This window comes from Pantoea eucrina (assembly GCF_002095385.1).
Taxonomy (GTDB): domain Bacteria; phylum Pseudomonadota; class Gammaproteobacteria; order Enterobacterales; family Enterobacteriaceae; genus Pantoea; species Pantoea eucrina.
The window spans coordinates 1-19,222 of record NZ_MIPP01000001.1 but is presented as its reverse complement, the minus strand read 5'-3'; the positions used below and the strand labels follow the sequence as shown (position 1 = coordinate 19,222).

Annotated in this window: 15 protein-coding genes, 1 tRNA gene and 2 pseudogenes; 13 read left to right on the top strand and 5 right to left on the bottom strand. The window is 58.4% G+C overall.

Going from position 1 to position 19,222, the window contains the following annotated elements; all coding sequences use genetic code 11:
- Positions 1–147: 147 nt before the first annotated feature.
- The 6 genes and pseudogenes from aspA (at position 148) to HA43_RS00065 (ending at position 6,729) form a co-directional block, all read left to right on the top strand.
- Positions 148–1,584, top strand: coding sequence for an aspartate ammonia-lyase (gene aspA, locus HA43_RS00090; protein ID WP_039382126.1), 1,437 nt, complete (start codon positions 148–150; stop codon positions 1,582–1,584).
- Positions 1,585–1,699: 115 nt separating this feature from the next.
- Positions 1,700–3,001: pseudogene (locus tag HA43_RS00085) on the top strand (anaerobic C4-dicarboxylate transporter).
- 82 nt (positions 3,002–3,083) lie between these two features.
- Positions 3,084–4,768, top strand: a pseudogene (locus HA43_RS00080) (protein-disulfide reductase DsbD).
- A gap of 64 nt (positions 4,769–4,832) precedes the next feature.
- Entirely contained in the window at positions 4,833–5,411 is a 579-nt protein-coding gene (gene dicD / locus HA43_RS00075; protein WP_094110665.1) for a division control transcriptional repressor DicD, read from the top strand.
- 106 nt (positions 5,412–5,517) lie between these two features.
- A tRNA-Phe gene (locus HA43_RS00070) sits at positions 5,518–5,593 on the top strand.
- A 251-nt stretch (positions 5,594–5,844) separates the two neighbouring features.
- Positions 5,845–6,729, top strand: coding sequence for a sugar phosphate isomerase/epimerase family protein (locus HA43_RS00065; RefSeq protein ID WP_039382117.1), 885 nt, complete (start codon positions 5,845–5,847; stop codon positions 6,727–6,729).
- Between the two features lie 54 nt (positions 6,730–6,783).
- Here the strand turns inward: HA43_RS00065 and HA43_RS00060 are convergent, their stop codons facing one another.
- Positions 6,784–6,972: a hypothetical protein gene (locus HA43_RS00060; RefSeq protein WP_039382115.1), complete on the bottom strand. Its 189-nt coding sequence runs from the start codon at positions 6,970–6,972 to the stop codon at positions 6,784–6,786.
- Between HA43_RS00060 and HA43_RS00055 the strand changes: the two genes are divergently transcribed.
- The 3 genes from HA43_RS00055 to HA43_RS00045 all read left to right on the top strand — a co-directional run bounded on the left by HA43_RS00055 (position 6,959) and on the right by HA43_RS00045 (position 9,251).
- A complete protein-coding gene (locus tag HA43_RS00055; protein ID WP_094110664.1) occupies positions 6,959–7,978 on the top strand; it encodes a LacI family DNA-binding transcriptional regulator in 1,020 nt (339 codons plus the stop codon). The two genes, HA43_RS00060 and HA43_RS00055, sit on opposite strands and share 14 nt — an antisense overlap.
- A 101-nt stretch (positions 7,979–8,079) precedes the next feature.
- Positions 8,080–8,961, top strand: a complete 882-nt coding sequence (gene yghU, locus HA43_RS00050; protein WP_094110663.1) for a glutathione-dependent disulfide-bond oxidoreductase — start codon at positions 8,080–8,082, stop codon at positions 8,959–8,961.
- Positions 8,961–9,251, top strand: a complete 291-nt coding sequence (locus HA43_RS00045; protein WP_039382107.1) for a DUF1330 domain-containing protein — start codon at positions 8,961–8,963, stop codon at positions 9,249–9,251. The genes yghU and HA43_RS00045 overlap by 1 nt, the downstream gene beginning before the upstream one ends.
- A gap of 76 nt (positions 9,252–9,327) precedes the next feature.
- Here the strand turns inward: HA43_RS00045 and HA43_RS00040 are convergent, their stop codons facing one another.
- Positions 9,328–10,569, bottom strand: a complete 1,242-nt coding sequence (locus HA43_RS00040) for an MFS transporter (RefSeq protein ID WP_039382105.1) — start codon at positions 10,567–10,569, stop codon at positions 9,328–9,330.
- A 625-nt stretch (positions 10,570–11,194) separates the two neighbouring features.
- On the opposite strand from HA43_RS00040, the gene HA43_RS00035 reads away from it, so the two are divergent.
- Together HA43_RS00035 and HA43_RS00030 are read left to right on the top strand one after the other, a co-directional pair.
- The gene (locus HA43_RS00035; RefSeq protein ID WP_233496264.1) at positions 11,195–11,581 is read left to right on the top strand and encodes a hypothetical protein; all 387 of its coding nucleotides are present in this window, start codon (positions 11,195–11,197) and stop codon (positions 11,579–11,581) included.
- A gap of 289 nt (positions 11,582–11,870) precedes the next feature.
- On the top strand, positions 11,871–14,249 hold the full coding sequence (locus tag HA43_RS00030) for a glucose/quinate/shikimate family membrane-bound PQQ-dependent dehydrogenase (protein WP_071669153.1): 2,379 nt from the start codon (positions 11,871–11,873) through the stop codon (positions 14,247–14,249).
- 48 nt (positions 14,250–14,297) lie between these two features.
- Here HA43_RS00030 and HA43_RS00025 read toward each other — a convergent pair whose 3' ends face one another.
- The 3 genes from HA43_RS00025 to HA43_RS00015 all read right to left on the bottom strand — a co-directional run bounded on the left by HA43_RS00025 (position 14,298) and on the right by HA43_RS00015 (position 16,972).
- On the bottom strand, positions 14,298–15,518 hold the full coding sequence (locus HA43_RS00025) for an MFS transporter (protein WP_094110662.1): 1,221 nt from the start codon (positions 15,516–15,518) through the stop codon (positions 14,298–14,300).
- 109 nt (positions 15,519–15,627) lie between these two features.
- Positions 15,628–16,518, bottom strand: coding sequence for a LysR family transcriptional regulator (locus tag HA43_RS00020; RefSeq protein WP_094110661.1), 891 nt, complete (start codon positions 16,516–16,518; stop codon positions 15,628–15,630).
- A gap of 85 nt (positions 16,519–16,603) precedes the next feature.
- A complete protein-coding gene (locus tag HA43_RS00015; RefSeq protein WP_039382095.1) occupies positions 16,604–16,972 on the bottom strand; it encodes a helix-turn-helix domain-containing protein in 369 nt (122 codons plus the stop codon).
- 177 nt (positions 16,973–17,149) lie between these two features.
- Between HA43_RS00015 and HA43_RS00010 the strand changes: the two genes are divergently transcribed.
- Positions 17,150–17,809, top strand: a complete 660-nt coding sequence (locus tag HA43_RS00010) for a response regulator (protein WP_039382093.1) — start codon at positions 17,150–17,152, stop codon at positions 17,807–17,809.
- On the top strand, positions 17,806–19,164 hold the full coding sequence (locus tag HA43_RS00005; RefSeq protein WP_071669147.1) for a sensor histidine kinase: 1,359 nt from the start codon (positions 17,806–17,808) through the stop codon (positions 19,162–19,164). Before HA43_RS00010 ends, HA43_RS00005 begins: the two co-directional genes overlap by 4 nt.
- Positions 19,165–19,222: the final 58 nt, after the last annotated feature.

The following is a 19,222-nucleotide window of genomic DNA, read 5'->3' as shown; positions in this document are numbered from 1 at the left end:
ATATGATCGTGCCCGCCAGCCCGAAGATGGATAAAATGTCGGCACTGGTATTCCACGACAATATAATTGCTTCACCTGCGTGTTATTCGCTCTCCATCCATGCCGGATGCGTGGCGGTATCAGAGCAGCAATAATAAGAAGGTAATCATGGCGAACAACATTCGTATCGAAGAAGACCTGTTAGGCATGCGCGAAGTGCCGGCGGATGCTTACTACGGTGTTCATACTCTGCGTGCGATTGAAAATTTCTATATCAGTAGCAGTAAAATCAGCGACATTCCTGAATTTGTCCGCGGCATGGTGATGGTTAAAAAAGCAGCCGCGCTGGCTAACAAAGAGCTGCAGACGATCCCGCGCAACATTGCGAATACCATTATTCAGGCCTGCGATGAGGTGCTGAACAACGGCAAATGCATGGATCAGTTCCCGGTAGATGTTTACCAGGGCGGCGCCGGCACCTCGGTGAACATGAATACCAACGAAGTGCTGGCAAACATCGGCCTGGAGCTGATGGGTCACCAGAAAGGTGAGTATCAGTATCTCAACCCCAACGACCACGTTAACAAATGCCAGTCAACCAATGATGCCTACCCGACCGGCTTCCGGATTGCGGTTTACGCCTCTATTCTCAAGCTGCTGGATGCGATTGCCCAGCTGAGCGAAGGCTTCCAGCGCAAAGCCGTGGAGTTTGAAAACATTCTGAAGATGGGCCGCACCCAGCTGCAGGATGCGGTGCCGATGTCGCTGGGCCAGGAGTTCCACGCGTTTAACGTGCTGCTGAATGAAGAGACCCGCAATATTCTGCGCACCGCCGAGCTGTTGCTGGAAGTGAACCTTGGCGCAACCGCAATCGGTACGCGCCTTAATACGCCGGATGGCTATCAGCAGCTGGCCGTGCAGCGCCTGGCAGAAGTCAGTAATTTGCCGGTGGTGCCGGCGGAAGATCTGATTGAAGCAACGTCCGACTGCGGCGCCTACGTGATGGTGCATTCAGCGCTGAAGCGTCTGGCGGTGAAGTTGTCAAAAATCTGCAACGACCTGCGTCTGCTCTCTTCCGGTCCGCGCGCCGGCCTGAACGAAATCAACCTGCCGGAACTGCAGGCGGGCTCCTCGATCATGCCAGCCAAAGTCAATCCGGTGGTGCCGGAAGTGGTGAATCAGGTCTGTTTTAAGGTTATCGGCAACGATACCACGGTGACCATGGCGTCTGAGGCGGGTCAGCTGCAGCTTAACGTAATGGAACCGGTGATTGGCCAGGCGCTGTTTGAATCCGTCAGCATTCTGACCAACGCCTGCTATAACCTGCTGGAAAAATGCGTTAATGGCATCACGGCGAACAAAGCGGTCTGCGAAGCCTACGTATTCAACTCTATCGGTATTGTCACCTATCTCAACCCCTATATCGGCCACCACAACGGCGATATTGTGGGTAAAGTCTGTGCTGAAACCGGCAAAAGCGTACGTGAAGTGGTGCTGGAACGCGGCCTGCTGACCGAAGCGGAGCTGGATGATATTTTCTCCGTCCAGAACCTGATGCATCCGACCTATAAAGCGAAACGCTATACCGACGAAAACGAACAGTAATCTGTTTCCGATCATGTTGCCCCGGGCACGCCTGTATACAATACGGCGTGCTTTTTTTATATGTGGCGACTACAACATTCAGGGGACACGTTCTGCAGCCTGAGGAGAGAAACGGATGATAGCAGTGGAACTGGCAGTGGTATTCGTGGCGATCTGGCTCGGTGCCCGCCTGGGCGGTATCGGAATCGGCTTTGCCGGCGGTCTGGGAGTGCTGATATTGACGCTGGTGTGCGGCATGAAGCCCGGCGCAATCCCGTTTGATGTGATCGAAATTATTATGGCCGTTATCGCCGCGATTGCTGCTATGCAGGTCGCAGGCGGTATGGATTACCTGGTCGGGCTGGCGGAAAAGCTGCTGCGCCGTCATCCGCGCTACGTGACTTTTCTGGCGCCGCTGGTGACCTATCTGATGACGCTGCTGGCCGGCACCGGCCACACCGCGTTCTCCACCCTGCCGGTTATCGCTGAAGTTGCCAAAGAGCAGGGCGTCAGGCCATAGCGTCCGCTCTCTATCGCGGTGGTGGCCTCCCAGATTGCGATCACCGCCTCTCCGCTCTCTGCGGCAGTGGTATTTTTTGCCTCCATACTGGAACCCCGCGGCGTCAGCTATCTGGCGCTGCTGGGTGTGGCGCTGCCCTCAACGATGGCGGCAATCTTCTGCGCGGCAGTGATCACCAACTTTCTCGGTACAGAACTAAAGGATGATGCAATCTATCAGGCGCGGCTTGCCAGAGGCGACGTGACGCTGCGCGGTGAGAAAGTGTATACCACCCGACCCGGCGCGCGCCGCGCCGTATTGCTGTTTCTGACCGGCATTGTGGCAGTGGTGCTCTATGCCACCGCCATCAGCGACAGCGTGGGCCTGATCGCCAGCCCGGTGCTGCCGCGTAACGAAGCGATCGTCGTGTTTATGCTCACGGTCGCTACGCTGATCTGTCTGACCTGCCGCGTGGACAGCAGTGAGATCCTCAGTGCCAGCACGTTTAAATCGGGCATGAGCGCCTGCATCTGCGTCATGGGCGTGGCGTGGCTGGGCGATACCTTTGTCAAAGCGCACCTGAGCGAGATCCAGACTCTGGCGGGCGACATGCTGCAGCGCTATCCCTGGATGCTGGCGCTGGTGCTGTTTTTTGCCGCCACCTTGCTTTATTCGCAGGCGGCAACCACCAAAGCATTGATGCCGGCAGCACTGATGCTCGGCGTCTCGCCGCTGGCGGCAGTGGCCTCGTTTGCGGCGGTATCAGCGCTCTTTGTCCTGCCTACCTATCCGACGCTGCTGGCCGCGGTGGAAATGGATGACACCGGTTCGACGCGAATCGGCAAGTTTGTCTTTAACCACTCCTTTATTATTCCGGGCGTACTGGCCATCGCCTTTTCCGTGGCGTTTGGCTTTCTGTTTGGCAGTCTGATCCTCTGACGCCGTTACATTGTGAAATCCTGTGCCGAAGCGGGCGTGCTATGCTCACCGCTTCTGCACTACCGGAGTTGATTAATTTGTTATGGCTGCATCTCTTTCCCGCCTGCTGACGCTCTGCCTGACGCTGCTGCTTTGCCTGTCGGCTCAGGCCGATCTCTTTGCGCCGAAATCCACCAGCCGCTTTGTGCCGGTCGATCAGGCTTTCAGTTTGATTTTTCTCAGCGGGGCTCAACGCTGACGCTGAACTGGCAGGTCAGGCCCGGCTACTATCTCTATCGTCAGCAGATGAAGATTACGGCTCAGCACGCGCAGCTGGCTCCGCTGACGCTGCCGCCAGGTGAGGCGCATGAGGATGAATTTTATGGCAAAAGCGAGATCTATCGTCAGGCGGTGACGCTGCCGGTGACGCTGCAGCGGGCGGATGCGGGCGCCACGCTGACGGTGACGTATCAGGGCTGCGCCGCGGCCGGATTCTGCTACCCGCCGGAGAGCCGTACCGTTCCGCTGAGCGCCGTCAGCAGCGGCAGCGCGCCGGTTACGGCGCAGCCTGCCGCCACGCCGCTGCCCTTCTCGCCGCTCTGGGCACTGCTGATCGGTATCGGCGTCGCCTTTACCCCCTGTGTCCTGCCGATGTACCCGCTGATTTCCGGCATTATCCTCGGCGGCGCACGCCGCTACAGCGTCGGCTGGCTGCTGTCGCTGGCGCTGGTCTATGTGCAGGGCATGGCGCTGACCTACACGCTTTTGGGCGTTGTGGTCGCGGCGGCCGGGCTGCGCTTTCAGGCGGCGCTGCAGCATCCATACGTCCTGGCGGGTCTGTCGCTGCTGTTTATTCTGCTGGCGCTGTCGATGTTTGGCCTGTTTTCGCTGCAGCTGCCCGCCAGCCTGCAGACGCGTCTTGCGCTCTGGAGCAATCAGCAGCGCGGCGGCTCGCTGCCTGGCGTATTTGTCATGGGCGCGCTGGCCGGGCTTATCTGCTCCCCCTGCACCACGGCGCCGCTCAGCGCGATCCTGCTGTATATCGCACAGAGCGGAAACCTGTGGGCCGGCGCCGGCACGCTGTGGCTCTACGCCGTGGGAATGGGGCTGCCGCTGATCGCCGTCACGCTTTTTGGCCATCGGCTACTGCCCAAAAGCGGCCCGTGGATGCAGACGGTAAAAGAGGCATTCGGGTTTGTTATCCTGGCGCTGCCGGTATTTCTGCTGGAGCGTATCCTCGGCGACACCTGGGGTTTGCGGCTCTGGAGCCTGCTGGGCGTAGCGTTTTTCAGCTGGGCATTTATTCACAGCATCAACGCGCGCGGCAAGTGGCGCTTCGTGCCGCTGGTGATGTTAGGGGCAGCGCTGATTATGGCGCGGCCGCTGCAGGAATGGGCGTTTGGCGCTACGGCAAGCCAGAGCGTGGCACACCTGCCCTTTAAGCGCATCAGCAGCAGCGCGGAGCTTGAGCAGGCGCTGCAGCAGGCACCGGGGCGCATCACCATGCTCGATCTCTATGCCGACTGGTGTGTCGCCTGCAAAGAGTTTGAAAAATATACCTTCAGCGATCCGGCAGTCGCCAGCGCGCTTGCTGACGTGCAGCTGCTGCAGGCGGATGTCACCGCAAACAGCGCGCAGGATAATGCCCTGCTGAAGCAGCTGCAGGTGCCAGGATTGCCGACCATTCTGTTTTTTGACGCGCAGGGTCGGGAGATCCCCGATTCCCGTATCAGCGGCTTTCTGCGTGCGGCAGCGTTTCGCGCGCATTTGCAGAATTTGCCGCGTTAAACGACACTGGTTCAGCCACTACCCGCTCATCGACGAGCGGGCCGATATTCCAGAGGAGAGTCATGTGCAACGCGAACAAATTCTGGAGCATGCGCTGAATGTGCTCGAACAACACGGCCTGGCGGCTACCCTGTCGCTGCCGCAGCTGGCAGGTGAAACCGGACTCAGCACTGAACAGCTGACCCGCTACTGGCCCGACTGCGATGCGCTGCTCTATGATGCACTGCGCTATCACGGTCAGCAGATCGATAGCTGGCGGCGTCAGGTACAGCTGGATGAGCGGCTCACTCCGGCGCAAAAGCTGATGGCGCGCTATGACGTGCTGGCAGAGTATGTCAGTAAAGGCCGGTTTCCCGGCTGCCTGTTTATTGCGGCCTGCAGCTTCTATCCGCAGCCTGACCAGCCGGTGCACCAGCTGGCGGAGCAGCAGAAGCGCCACTCATGGCAGTTTACCCATGAGATCCTGGTTGAGCTGGCGCTGGACAATCCCGCGATGGTAGCCGATCAGATGGAGCTGATCCTCGAGGGCTGCCTGAGCAAACTGCTGGTGAAACGCAACGTTCAGGATGTGGCGACCGCCCGGCGGCTGGCGGAAGATGTCTTCAGCATTGCGCTCTGTCGTCAGAACGGCGCACTCGCCTGAAAACGGGCTGACATGCCTGAAAAGCAGGCAGTCAGTCACGGATAGTGCGCTTTTTTGCTAAAACCCGTTGACGATCTGCGGCCATTAAGGTTTAATGCGCCCCGTTGCCCGAATAGCTCAGTCGGTAGAGCAGCGGATTGAAAATCCGCGTGTCCCTGGTTCGATTCCGGGTTCGGGCACCACAATTCAGAAAACCCGGCCTTATGGCCGGGTTTTTGCTTTTCTGCGTTGTCCATTTCACCTGTCCTGCTGCCTTTCCGCACCGTACCCGGTGCCATAATGATGGTTTTACATCAGCAAAATCGTAGAACGCGCCGACTTCCCTTCCTATAGTGGCTGATAAACACATTCTCCGTCTGCCTGGCGTTTCTGCATCAGCTTCCGCCTGTCCGGAACAACCCTGGCAGCGGAATAGCGCAGGAGAAGCGACAGCATGAAAATTGCTTTTGACGTGGACGTTATCCGGGATCTCGGCATTACCCGGATGGTGCATCAGGTGGCGGAATGGGGCTATAAATATATTGAGCAGTCACCCCATCCGCAGATCAATCCCTTTTATAAACACCCCAAAGCCAGCCGCGAAATCCTGCGTGAATATAAAAATGCGCTGAACGCCACCGGCACCGAAATCTCTTCCTTCATCACGGTTTATCGCTGGTCGGGACCCGACGAGCTGCGGCGTCAGGCGGCGGTAAAAAACTGGAAGCGTATGATTGAAATTGCGGTTGAAATGGGCGTGCAGGTTATCAATACCGAACTCTCCGGCAACCCTAATGAGCCAGAGATCTGCGAAGAGATGTTCTACCGCTCTATGGAGGAGCTGCTGCCGATTGTCGAGCGGGAAGGGATCCGCATTGAAATCCAGGCGCACCCGTGGGATTTCTGCGAAGAGAACAATGAAACAGCGGATATCGTGAAGTCGTTTCGCAGCGATAACGTGAAGTATATCTATAGTGCGCCTCACACCTTCTATTATGACAAAGGCAAAGGGGATGTGAAAAACATGCTGCACTACGCTGGCGACGATCTGTCGCATATGCTGATCGCCGATACCATGAACCACACCAAACACTGCCGCTACATTGTGAATCCGCCCGGCGTGGACGCAACCATCCATCAGCACGTCGCGGTGGGAGAAGGCGAAGTCAACTTCGATGCGCTGTTTGAAGCGCTGCGCGAGATGGATTTTGCCCGGCGCAGCTTCAAAGTCGGCGGTGAGTCGATTATCTCAGCGGCGCTGTTCGGCTATCCGGAGAAGATGCGCTATCAGGCGGTAGAGACGCGCGAACTGATTGAGCGCGAACTGCTGAACCTCTGATTGCCGCATCGGGTAGTATTCTCCCCCTGGGCCCTGCAGGGGGAAACGCACCGCTTACATCGCGCCAGGCATCACCGCGCCCTTCTGCAGCGGCACTATTATCATCGCCATATCAACAGCAAAGCTGCGGATCTCCTCCTTTAGCTCACACTTCAGAATGCCCTGTCTTGTCAAAATATCCCGTTCTGGCAGGCTGTCAGAACGCAGTTTTTTGATGGAATTCACTCGAATGAAAGCAACCACGCTGGCCGGACTGGCTAAGCGCGCAGGCGTTGGCGTCGCAACCGTGGATCGGGTCCTGAACGATCGCGGGGGCGTCTCGCCCGCGATGACGCGAAAAGTGCTGCAGGCGGCCCGGGAGGCGGGCTTAAAACGTATTCTCCCGGAGGAGCATCGTCACAGCTGGCAGATAGAGGTCATCCTGAGCGGCAACGGCTCATTCTTCTTTCAGCAGCTGGCGCAGGAGTTTGCCCGCCTGGCAGATGCGCTGGGCTACCGGCGCGTCCGGCTGCATCGCACGCTTATCCCGGAAGATGCGCCGGAGAAACTGGCGGCCCATATCGATGCCAGCAGTAAAAGAATGGACGGGCTGATTGTTTTTGCCCACGCCAGCCCGCTGATTTATCAGGCGCTGGCCAGCTGCCAGGCGCGGGGCGTGCCGGTCATCACGCTGGTGAGCGATCTGCCTGACGCGCCGCGGCTCTGCCATGTCGGTATCGATCAATACAAAGCGGGACGCACGGCGGGCCTGATGCTCGGCAGCATGGCGGCCAGTACAGGGGATGTGGTGCTGATCAGCGGTCGCGCTGACTACCTCGCGCACCAGCAGCGTATTGAAGGTTTTCAGCAGGTGCTGGCTGAGCGCTTTCCGCAGCTGCGACTGCGTGAGATCCTCGCTGGCCAGGACGATCGCGAACGCATCAGCCGGCTGCTGGAAAAAACGCTGGCGGGATCGCGCCAGATCGCCGGACTCTATAACACCGGCATGGGCAATACCCAGATTTATGAAGCGCTGGCGCGCCACCGGCTGTGCGGCAGCACGGTTTATGTGACGCATGAACTTTATGCAACTACGCGCCAGCTGCTGCAGCAGCGCATCCTGACCCTGACCCTCGATCAGAACACGCAGCGCCACGCTGAACTCGCTCTGTCCCTGCTGCTGCGGCATCTGGAAGAGCGCGAGCAGCCTGATACTTACGCGCCGGGCAAAGTCGACTTTATGCTCTATACCCAGGAGAACTGTACCTGATCCCGCAAACCCGCTCACCGCCAGCGCGGTTAAATCGGCGCGGAATTGCGCTGCTACACTCAGTGGCAGCGCAACGCTCACGACCATAAGGTGAAATGACGATGTCAGATAATCAGTATCAGCCCGCAAAAGTCTGGACCTGGGAACCGGAAGCCAAAGGCAACGGCGCCAGCACGAACCGCCCTGCCGCTGGCGCCACGCATGAGCAGGCGCTGCCGGTCGGGAAGCATCCGCTGCAGCTCTACTCGCTCGGTACGCCAAATGGTCAGAAGGTCACTATTCTGCTGGAGGAGCTGCTGGCGGTGGGCGTAAAAGAGGCGGAGTATGACGCCTGGCTCATCCGCATTGGTGAAGGCGATCAGTTCTCCAGCGGTTTTGTTGATGTGAACCCTAACTCTAAAATTCCGGCGCTGAGCGACCACTCCATGACGCCACCGCAGCGGGTGTTTGAATCAGGTAATATCCTGCTCTATCTGGCGGAGAAGTTTGGCTACTTTATTCCGGAAGATGTGGCGGGCCGCACTGAAACCCTGAACTGGCTCTTCTGGCTGCAGGGTTCTGCACCCTATCTTGGCGGCGGCTTTGGCCACTTCTACCACTATGCACCGGAGAAAATTGAATACGCCATCAACCGCTTTACGCTGGAAGCGAAGCGTCAGCTGGATGTGCTGGATCGCCAGCTGGCGGATCACCGCTTCCTCGCAGGTGACGCCTATACCATTGCGGATATCGCGACCTGGCCCTGGTATGGCAACCTGGTGCTGAATGGCCTGTATGGTGCAGCAGAGTTTCTGGATGTGCAGGCTTACACCAACGTGGTGCGCTGGGCGAAAGAGATCGCGGAGCGTCCGGCGGTAGTACGCGGACGTAAAGTTAATCGCGCCTTTGGCGCTGAGCCGCAGGATCAGCTGCTGGAGCGGCATGACGCCAGCGATTTTGAACACAACACCGAAGATAAACGTCAGGCACGGGGAGAGAAGTAATGACCGCTTACATGGTAATGATTAAGGATGAGACGCTGGACAAAGATGAGCTGGCAACCTACTCACAGAAAGCGGGCGACGCGCGTGGCGATCATCAGATCACGCCGCTGGCTTTTTATGGCGAGCAGGAAGTGCTGGAAGGCCGGGATGCCGAAGGCGTTGTCGTTCTGGCATTTGCCGATATGGACGCCGCGCGCGCCTGGTATCACAGTCCGGCTTATCAGGAAGCGAAAGCGCACCGCGTGAAAGGCGCTAACTACCGCGTTATCCTGGTCAACGGGGTCGCATAACGCGCCGACGCCAGGCAGACCGGCTGCCGGTCTGCTGATGTGCCCGGCGGCGTGATGCTGCGCCGGGCACCCTCATCTACACGCCGCTTTCATTCTCCAGCTTTTGCCGTTTGCGCAGATGCGGGAAAAGCGTCATCCAGACGGCGACCACTATCAGCGTACCTATTCCGCCCAGCGCGGCCGCCGGTACCGCCCCCAGCCATGCGGCCAGCAGGCCAGATTCAAACTCCCCCAGCTGATTGGACGTATTGATAAAAATAGCGTTCACGGCGTTGACGCGGCCACGCATATCATCCGGCGTATCGAGCTGGACCAGCGCACCGCGGATCACCATACTGACCATATCAAATCCCCCCAGCGCAGCCAGCGCCAGCAGCGACAGCCAGAGCTGAGTGGAGAGCGCAAACAGCAGCGTCGCCAGACCAAAACCGGCTACCGAGCCAAACATAATCATACCGACGTGCTTCTCCAGCTTATTACGGCTGAGCCAGACGCCCACCACCAGCGCTCCGACTGACGGTGCGCCGCGCAGCATGCCCAGCCCCCACGGCCCGGTATGCAGAATATCCTGCGCAAAAATCGGCAGCAGCGCCGTGGCCCCGCCCAGCAGCACGGCAAACAGATCAAGCGAGATCACGCCCAGCACATCTTTGCGCTCGCGAATAAAACGCACGCCAGCGAACATATTGGTCAGGTTCATCGGCATGCGCGACTGCGGCGGCCGCGCGTAGCGCAGGCGGCTAATCAGTACGATAGAGAAGAGATAGAACAGCGCGGAAACGCCATACACCACTTCAGGCCCGGCGACATAAAGCAGGCCGCCCAGCGTCGGGCCGACGATCACCGCCGCCTGACCGCCTACTGAACTGGCAGCCATCGCACGGGCCAGAACCGGCGGCGGCACCAGCGCCGGCAGCATAGAGGTGATAGCCGGCCACTCCAGCGCCTTTGCCACTGAGATCAGAAACACCAGTCCCCAGATCTCAACGCTTCCTGCCCAGTGCAGCAGCGTCAGCGCCACCAGCCCAAGCAGCGCTGCCCACTCAATCAGTTGTCCCACCAGAACAATGCGACGACGGTCGTGCTGATCGGCCAGATGACCAGCCGGCAGCGCCAGCAGTACCGAGGGTAAAAACTGCATTAAACCGATCATACCCAGCGCCAGCGCACTGTGTGTCAGGGCATAGATTTGCCAGCTGACCGCCACTGAAAACATCTGAAAGCCGAATGACGAGCAGGTGCGCGCCAGCCAGAAAGCCACAAACGGTCGATGCCGCAGCAGAGAGTCTTCTGCAGCAGAGCTTTTTATACCTGTCATGCGATCCCATCCTGAAATGATTAACTGATTAGCGTCATTGCACTAATCTGGTCAGAAGCCAGGCAGTGACTTCTGTTATCGTTTTGTCTCTCTGAGGGTGCGTGATATCACTCTGGCAGGCAATGGCAGGTTGTGCGCTTTTGAAACAAAAACTTAACTGCCTGGCAGATAAACATTGGTCTCTATATATCAGGAGAGTGATTGTTATTGATTGAATACCGGTATTGATTTATTGATTACTGAATTAACAGCTTAATTATCCCTTTTAACGCCAGGAATATCTCTGTATCAGAGACAGGTAAAAAAAGGTGATTTAACACTCTCTTTCGATCTATATTAGCCGCCGGTAAATTTCAGTCATAACACGCATTTATAATAAAACATATCTTTCCGGTTAATAATTTTTTTGCAGAGATACATGAAAAACAGTACTTATAATCCTTATGTTACTGAGCGTATTCATCGCTTTGACAACACGCTGTGCGGCGTGTGTTATTCAGCACCCTTTATGCATTGCGAGCAGGACGCTGATACATTACTTAATGGACATAACATAATTGCTTTGCATAATCAGCTGCCTGATACCCCTGAACTAATAATTATTCCGCTGGCGGGAAATAGCCTGATGGAATTTTTACGTGCCCCGGAAAATTATCCGATGCTGCAGGCTGCCCACGTCCGTCTGGCAATTGATTATGCAGGGCTGCTACAGGGTGGTGCCCCCCTGCTTGCCGTTGCGCACCACTTCTCATTCTGGCTGTGCGATCTCGCGCCGCCGGGAACAGAGTGGAAAAAGATCGTGGCGTTTCCATTTAGCGGTGTGGTTTTATCCGAGGATTTTTTTAACGATAATTACCTCAAGTTCAGCTTTCCGTTTTTAATTGAGTCTCTGAGAGAAAGAGAAGCAGACGTTATATTACGCACCGCACAGCTGACGCTGAATAGCGAACATTACCAGCGCCTGCAGTTAAGCGGCTGGCAGCAGCAGCGCACACCCGGCACGCTTTTTTAGGGTAACCGTTTACACAATCTGCTACTTCGCGGCGCAGCCACCTGATTTGATCGGAATTAACGCCGCTATTCCGCCATAAAATGTCGTGTGATTTGGTCCGACAGAGTTAAAACCGCTAAAAAAAGCAAACTCGTTAACGTTTTTAAGATAAAATTTAACGCAAAGGGATCATCTGGCGTCACGGAAGAACGCTGCGTGAACATTTCTGCTCACTTCGTACTCTATGTCGGGAAACAGCCTGAAGCGTTGTTTCCTTTGTTTTTCTATGGCAAAGAAAGAGGTCAATATTATGGGGAAAGCTTCCTCATCTTTTGGCGTAATCCGCCTGCTCACGGTGCTGTTCGCACTGCTGACGGGCGCGTTTATGCTGGTTGGTGGCATTTGGTTAGCCACCATTGGAGGTTCCTGGTACTACGTTATTGGCGGTGTGATGATGCTGATCACCGCTGTTCTGCTCTGGCGTCGCAGCAGCGCCGCGCTGCTGCTGTATGCGCTGCTGCTGCTTGGCACGCTGATCTGGGGCGTATGGGAAGTCGGCTTTGACTTCTGGGCGCTGGCACCGCGCACCGATGTACTGGTGATTTTCGGTATCTGGCTGATCCTGCCTTTCGTCTATCGCACGTTTAATCCTGCCGGCAGAGGCGCGATGCTGGTGGCGCTGATTGCCAGCGTACTGGTTCTGGCGTGGGCCGTTTTCCACGATCCGCAGGAGCTGAATGGCGAGCTGCCCGCTGCAGCGACCACCCCGCAGACTCAGCCTATCAGCAATATTGCTGATGCTGACTGGCCGGCGTACGCGCGCGATCAGCAGGGCACCCGCTTTTCTCCGCTGAAGCAGATCAACGCCAGCAACGTCAAAGAGCTGCAGGTTGCCTGGCAGTTCCAGACCGGCGATCTGAAAAATGCTAACGATCCGGGTGAAATCACTGATGAAGTGACGCCGATTAAAATCCGCGACACGCTCTATCTCTGCTCACCGCATCAGATCCTGTTTGCGCTGGATGCCACAACCGGTAAGCAGAAGTGGAAGTTTGATCCGGCTCTGAAGCAGAATCCGACCTTCCAGCACATCACCTGCCGCGGCGTTTCCTATCATGAAACCCCTGCAGCAGCGGATAGCGCGGCAACTCAGCCGGCACTCTGCGCACGTCGCATCTATCTGCCGGTCAACGATGGTCGTCTGTTTGCTCTGGATGCGGAAACCGGCGAACGCTGCCCGGCATTTGGTAACAACGGTGAGCTGGACCTGCAGCACAAGCAGCCGGTTACCACCCCTGGTCAGTATGAACCGACCTCGCCACCGATTATCACCGATACCACTATCGTGATCGCCGGTGCCGTAACCGATAACTACTCTACCCGTGAGCCATCGGGTGTGATCCGCGGCTTTGACGTCAACACCGGCAAACTGCTGTGGGCATTCGATCCGGGCGCGAAAGATCCTAACGCGATTCCGGAAGATGAGCACACCTACACCCTGAATTCACCGAACTCATGGGCACCGGCGGTTTACGATCCGAAACTGGATATCGTTTATCTGCCAATGGGCGTCTCTACTCCGGATATCTGGGGCGGCAACCGTACGCCTGAGCAGGAGCGTTATGCAAACAGCGTTCTGGCGCTGAATGCCACCACCGGTAAGCTGGTCTGGTCTTATCAGACCGTGCATCACGACCTGTGGGATATGGACCTGCCTTCTCAGCCGACGCTGGCTGATATCACCGACAAAGATGGCAACACCGTTCCGGTGATCTACGCGCCGGCGAAAACCGGTAACATCTTTGTGCTGGATCGCCGCAACGGCAAGCTGGTTGTACCGGCACCGGAAACCCCGGTTCCGCAGGGCGCAGCGAAAGGTGACCACGTATCACCGACGCAGCCTTACTCTGAGCTGACCTACCGTCCTAAGCAGAATCTGACTGACAAGGATATGTGGGGCGCGACGATGTTCGACCAGCTGGTGTGCCGCGTGATCTTCAAGCGCCTGCGCTATGACGGTCCGTTCACGCCGCCGTCTGAACAGGGTACGCTGGTCTTCCCGGGTAACCTCGGTATGTTTGAATGGGGTGGTATCGCCGTTGATCCACATCGTCAGATTGCCATCGCTAACCCAATGGCGCTGCCGTTTGTCTCGAAGCTGATCCCACGCGGACCGGGCAACCCGGCTGAGCCACCGAAAGGTGCGGAAGGCGGCTCCGGTACTGAAACCGGCGTGCAGCCACAGTATGGCGTGCCGTTTGGCGTTGAGCTGAATCCATTCCTGTCACCTTTCGGCCTGCCGTGCAAACAGCCAGCCTGGGGTTATATTTCTGCGGTGGATCTGAAAACCAACGAAACCGTGTGGAAAAAACGCATTGGTACCGTGCGCGACAGCGCGCCTCTGCCGCTGCCGTTTAAGATGGGTATGCCTATGCTGGGCGGCCCAATCACCACGGCGGGACACGTTGCCTTTATCGGCGCAACGGCAGATAACTACCTGCGTGCGTTTGATACCAACACCGGTGAAATGCTGTGGCAGGCGCGTCTGCCAGCCGGTGGTCAGGCAACGCCGATGACCTATGAAGCGAACGGCAAGCAGTACGTTGTCATCGCAGCTGGCGGTCACGGTTCGTTTGGCACCAAACTGGGCGACTACGTGGTTGCCTATGCGCTGCCTGATACGAAATAACCTTTCGTAACAGCAGAATAAATCAGGCGGGCCGGTGGCCCGCCTTTTTTATGCGCTCTGTCTCTCCTGCACCACGCCGCGTACCAGTAAAGCACACAGCGCCATCATCAGCGCGGTGAGCAGAAACACCGGCTGCATGCCAAACGCTCCGCTCACGATCCCGCCGCAGAGCGGTCCGGTCACCTGCCCGGCATACTGTGCCGAGGTCGCATAGCCCAGCATTTTTCCCGTCTGCTGCTGCGGGACATGGTGGCGTATCAGCGCGGTAATGCAGGGCAGCAGTCCGCCCAGCGCCACGCCCATCAGAAAACGCAGGCCGGTAAGCTGCCATACGTGGCTGATAAACGCCTGCGGGATCAGCAGCAGCGCGCTGGCCGCGAGCCCGGCAAGCAATACACGCCCGTGTCCGATGCGATCCGCCAGCCGCCCGGCCAGCGGCGCAGCAAGAATACTTCCCAGCGCCGCCGCCGCCATCACAATCCCGGCGTTGACGGTTATCGCGTGCTCGCCCTGCACAAACTGCGCAATATAGAGCGTGATAATAGGTTCCACTGACATCGTGGCAAACATCATCAGCATGGCCGTGAGCCACATCAGTCGCACCACCCGAAGATTCGCCGGCGGCTCATCAGCGGCCTGCCCTGCCGTGGCTGCGCCTTTGGGCTGCCGCGGTGCCTCTTTCAGCAGACACGCCGTGCCGAGAAACGCGAGGAAGATCGCCGCGCCCGTCAGCCAGAAGGTGTGACGGATGCCAATCAGCGGCGGCAATATTCCGCCCAGCAGCGGCCCCGCGACGTTGCCCGCCATAATGCCCGCTGAGAGGATACCCAGCGCCCAGCCGGTGTGGGCTTTTGGCGTCTGCGCAGCGACCAGAATCGTGGATCCGGAAGCGTATCCCCCCAGCAGCCCGGCCAGCAGGCGCAGCGCCACCAGCTGCCAGGGTGCGGTGGCCATACCAATCAGCGACATGGCTATCGCCATGCCGAGGCTGGCGCGGATCAGCATCAGTTTGCGTCCGTAGCGATCTGCCAGCCGGCCCCACAGCGGCGCCGTCAGCGCGGCGCTCAGAAACGTGGCCGCATAGGCGGCACCCGACCAGCGGGCGATCGCCGCCGGCTCCTCAACCCCAAGCTGCTGAACATAGATCGGCAGAAACGGCAGCAGCAGCGTCATGGCGACGATAGTGGTAAATGACCCCAGAGTGCAGACCAGCAGGTTGCACTTCCAGTGTTGCTGTTCAGCTGTTAATGATAATGAAGCGTGTGACATACCCTCTCCCGCCGGCTGTTTTTTATCAGGCTACCTGCGCGGAGGGAGAGAAAACAGAGGGCGTCGGAGAGTTACCTGCCAGCCTGCCACTGTTGCCAGCGAGCAACAGTCAGGATACCTGCAGCGCGGTGATCAGCGCATCGCAAAGCTGCGTAACCGGAGAGGAGGGCTGCGGCTGCTCTTTCAGCAGCAGGTAACTGTGAAAGCGGTCCATTTGCCAGTCGCTCAGCACCGGCTGGATATCGCCGCGCGCCAGCGCCTCGCGCGTCATATAGGAGGGCAGATAGGCAATGCCGCCGCCGGCCAGCGCCGCGTTCAGCAGCGCCATGCTGTTGTTGGCGCGAAAGCGGCTGCGTACCTCCAGCGCCAGCCGCTGCTTATCACGCCGGAACGGCAGAGCGGCGGTATGGGCCGGCCCGTGAAACAGCAGCAGGTTGTGGCGCGTCAGAGTGCGGGGATGATCAATCAGCGGATGCGCGGCCAGGTAGCCGGGCGTAGCGTAAAGACCCCAGTCGATGATACTGAGTTCGCGCCAGGTGCCTCCCTGCGGCGCGCGGCTGCGAACCACAATGGCGACATCGGCATCGGGGTGAGGGTCTTCGCTGGTGGTGAGATCCAGATCCACATGCAGATGAATATGCCGGCGAATAAAGGCGTCCACCACCGGCGCCACGCACTGGCAGCCAAAGGTTACCGGTGCCTGCAGGCGAAGATTGCCGGCCGGCAGCTGGTGCAGCTGCTGCACAAACGCATCCGCCTGATGCAGCTCGTCCAGCATGCGCAGGCAGAATGGGTAGTACGCCTGCCCGTGGCCGGTCAGCGCAACATGACGCGTGGTACGCTGCAGCAGTTTGATCCCCAGCCGCACCTCCAGCCGGGCAATTTCACGGCTGACATAGGATTTGGAGACGCCGAGAATACGCGCGGCTTCGCTGAAACTTTGGCGCTCCGCCACGTGCGCAAACAGCAGCATGGCTGTCAGATTATCACCAGGGTTCATGGGTCCGGCTGTCAGAGAAACATGACCCGCAGCTTAAAAGGTATTGCGCCGTTCTGCACCCGATTTTCTTTCCGCTGCTGGCCGGTCATACGGCGACGGCGAAAGGCAGCAGCAGCCGCTCCGGCTCAACGCGACGCTGACGACGCAGCTGGCCTGGCGTAATGCGAAAATAATTTTTAAAGGTGCGGGTGTAGGCCTGCTGCGTATCAAAACCGTAGTTCATGGCGACCTGTAAAATGGCGTCGTCGCTGTTAAGCAGCGTTAATGCCGATTCAGTCAGACGGCGCTGGCGGATATACTCAGCCAGTGAAAAACCGGTGTGCTGACGAAACAGACGCTGCAGATGCCAGCGTGAATAGCCCGATCGACGCGCCACCTCATCCAGATGCAGATCGTGACCTAAGTTATCTTCAATCCACTCCAGTAAACTACGGATAAACTCTCGCTGATTCATCGCACCCTCCGGCTTAACAGACTGTTCCTGAAGAGCCACTGTAGCGCAGGAGATTTATCCCTTAATTAGCGAAGAATTAGCGCAGAATTAGCAAAGCGCGCAGCGGTAAAATTCAGCGGTGATAATTTTTCACTAAGAATGCAGCGTTACACTGCCCCACACTGATAAGGAGACTCCATGCGCGTGCTGCTGGTAGAAGATGATGAGATGATTGGTGCCAACCTGCAGCAGGCCCTGGAAGCCGCAGGCTGGTCGGTGGACTGGGTGCGCGACGGCCGGTTTGCCTCGCACGCCTGGTCGGAAAGCAATTACACCTGCGTGCTGCTCGATCTTGGCCTGCCGCGTGAGGATGGTATCGACGTGTTGCGGCGTGCCCGCGCCCGCGGTGATATGACGCCGGTGCTGGTGCTGACCGCCAGGGACAGCGTTGCCCAGCGCATTCAGGGGCTGGATAGCGGCGCGGATGATTATCTGCTCAAGCCCTTTGATCTGCAGGAGGTGCTGGCACGTATGCGCGCTATCACCCGACGCCGCCACGGTGCCGCCGACTCGCTGCTCGGCAGCGGCGACGTGCAGCTGGATATGATGACGCGGGAAGTGCTCTATAAGGGCCAGCGTGAACAGCTTACCGCTCGCGAATATGCACTGCTCTATGCGCTGCTGGAGCGGCCCGGCGCGATCCTTTCACGCGAACAGCTGGAGAATCGTATCTATGGCTGGGGCGAAGAGGTCACCAGCAACGCCGTTGATGTGCTGATCCACGGCATGCGGCGCAAACTGGGCAACGAAGCGATTCGCAACGTGCGCGGCCTTGGCTGGCGGGTACCGGCACAATGAAAAATTTTACGTTTCTGCGCTCCCTGCGCAATAAGCTGCTGATGAGCCTGGTGCTGCTGCATCTGGCGATGATTGGTGGCGTGACCTGGTACTTTTTCCACTGCTACGGCGACATGATGGGCTCAATGAAGGACGATCAGCTCGCAAAAGTGGCCGACGTCTGGTCAGCCAGTCAGACCATGCCCGCGCTGATCCCGACGATCCTCGATCAGGACCGGCTCAAAAGCGCTTACATCGTCCAGCTGTGGGATACGCATAATCAGCTGCGTGCCAGCTCGTGGCCGGCGCTGAAAGCCCCGCTGCAGGCGGTGCACGGCTGGTCCGATTTACGCCTTGGCGACTGCGGTGACGATTGTGAATGGCGCGTCTATACCCGCCCCGGCGAAGCGGGCAGTGAAATCGGCACGGTTCAGGTGCTGCATAATATCGGCTATATGAAAAGCCTGATGGTGAAACGCGTGCTCTCGGCGGTGATCCCGCTGATCCTGATGATGCCGCTGTCGCTGCTGCTGATCTGGCTGATCGTACGCGCCATTACGCGCAATCTGCTGGTGGCATCCCGGCAGATCGCGGCGCAGGAGAGCCTGCACCCGCATACGGTATCGCCGGATGGCCTGCCTGACGAAGTGCTGCCGCTGGTCGCCGCCTATAATGCGCTGCTGGATAAACTGCGCGCCGCCTGGTCCGCCCAGCGGCAGTTTCTGGAGGATGCCGCGCATGAGCTGCGCACGCCGGTCACCGCCGTTACGCTGCAGCTGGAGAATCTGCGCCAGCATATTCAGCCCGGCGAGGCGCGCCGTCAGTTTGATCAGCTGGAAGCGGGCGTCAGCCGCACCCGTCATCTGGTGACGCAGTTGCTGGATGTGTCACGTCAGGAGGATCGGTCCGCGGTGCCGGTCGCGGAAACGATCGAACTCGACGATCTGCTGAAAGAGAGTATTGAGCAGCTGATGGTGGTTGCCGATAAGCGCGGCATCGATATCGGCTATAGCGGCAGCACGCGTTACCGGCTGCAGGCCAGCCGCTCTGAGCTGCGCACTCTGTTTGATAACGTCATCGGCAACGCAATGCTGCATACGCCAGAAGGAAGCCTGGTCGATGTGCTGCTGCACCGCACAGGCGATCGTACGGTGGTCGATATCGTCGATAACGGTTCCGGTATGCCGGAATCGTTTCTTGAGCGGGCGTTTGACCGCTTTACCCGTTCGCCGGACGTGCAGGCGCAGGGCAGCGGTCTCGGCCTGTCAATTGTGCGCAGCGTGGCGCAGAAGCATCAGATGCAGGTGGCGCTCTCTAACTGTCTTACCCCTCAGGGCGAGCGCTGCGGACTGCGGGTGCGGGTGACGTTGCCATAGGGGCTGGCGCTGAGCAGCGCGGGGCTGATTGCGGCAGCGCGCGGCACCGGAGGGGTTC

Coding starts and splice junctions, on each gene's coding strand:
- aspA (WP_039382126.1), top strand. CDS start 148: ATGGCGAACAACATTCGTATCGAAGAAGACCTGTTAGGCATGCGCGAA.
- HA43_RS00065 (WP_039382117.1), top strand. CDS start 5,845: ATGAAAATTGCTTTTGACGTGGACGTTATCCGGGATCTCGGCATTACC.
- HA43_RS00055 (WP_094110664.1), top strand. CDS start 6,959: ATGAAAGCAACCACGCTGGCCGGACTGGCTAAGCGCGCAGGCGTTGGC.
- yghU (WP_094110663.1), top strand. CDS start 8,080: ATGTCAGATAATCAGTATCAGCCCGCAAAAGTCTGGACCTGGGAACCG.
- HA43_RS00045 (WP_039382107.1), top strand. CDS start 8,961: ATGACCGCTTACATGGTAATGATTAAGGATGAGACGCTGGACAAAGAT.
- HA43_RS00040 (WP_039382105.1), bottom strand. CDS start 10,569: ATGACAGGTATAAAAAGCTCTGCTGCAGAAGACTCTCTGCTGCGGCAT.
- HA43_RS00035 (WP_233496264.1), top strand. CDS start 11,195: ATGGAATTTTTACGTGCCCCGGAAAATTATCCGATGCTGCAGGCTGCC.
- HA43_RS00030 (WP_071669153.1), top strand. CDS start 11,871: ATGGGGAAAGCTTCCTCATCTTTTGGCGTAATCCGCCTGCTCACGGTG.
- HA43_RS00025 (WP_094110662.1), bottom strand. CDS start 15,518: ATGTCACACGCTTCATTATCATTAACAGCTGAACAGCAACACTGGAAG.
- HA43_RS00020 (WP_094110661.1), bottom strand. CDS start 16,518: ATGAACCCTGGTGATAATCTGACAGCCATGCTGCTGTTTGCGCACGTG.
- HA43_RS00015 (WP_039382095.1), bottom strand. CDS start 16,972: ATGAATCAGCGAGAGTTTATCCGTAGTTTACTGGAGTGGATTGAAGAT.
- HA43_RS00010 (WP_039382093.1), top strand. CDS start 17,150: ATGCGCGTGCTGCTGGTAGAAGATGATGAGATGATTGGTGCCAACCTG.
- HA43_RS00005 (WP_071669147.1), top strand. CDS start 17,806: ATGAAAAATTTTACGTTTCTGCGCTCCCTGCGCAATAAGCTGCTGATG.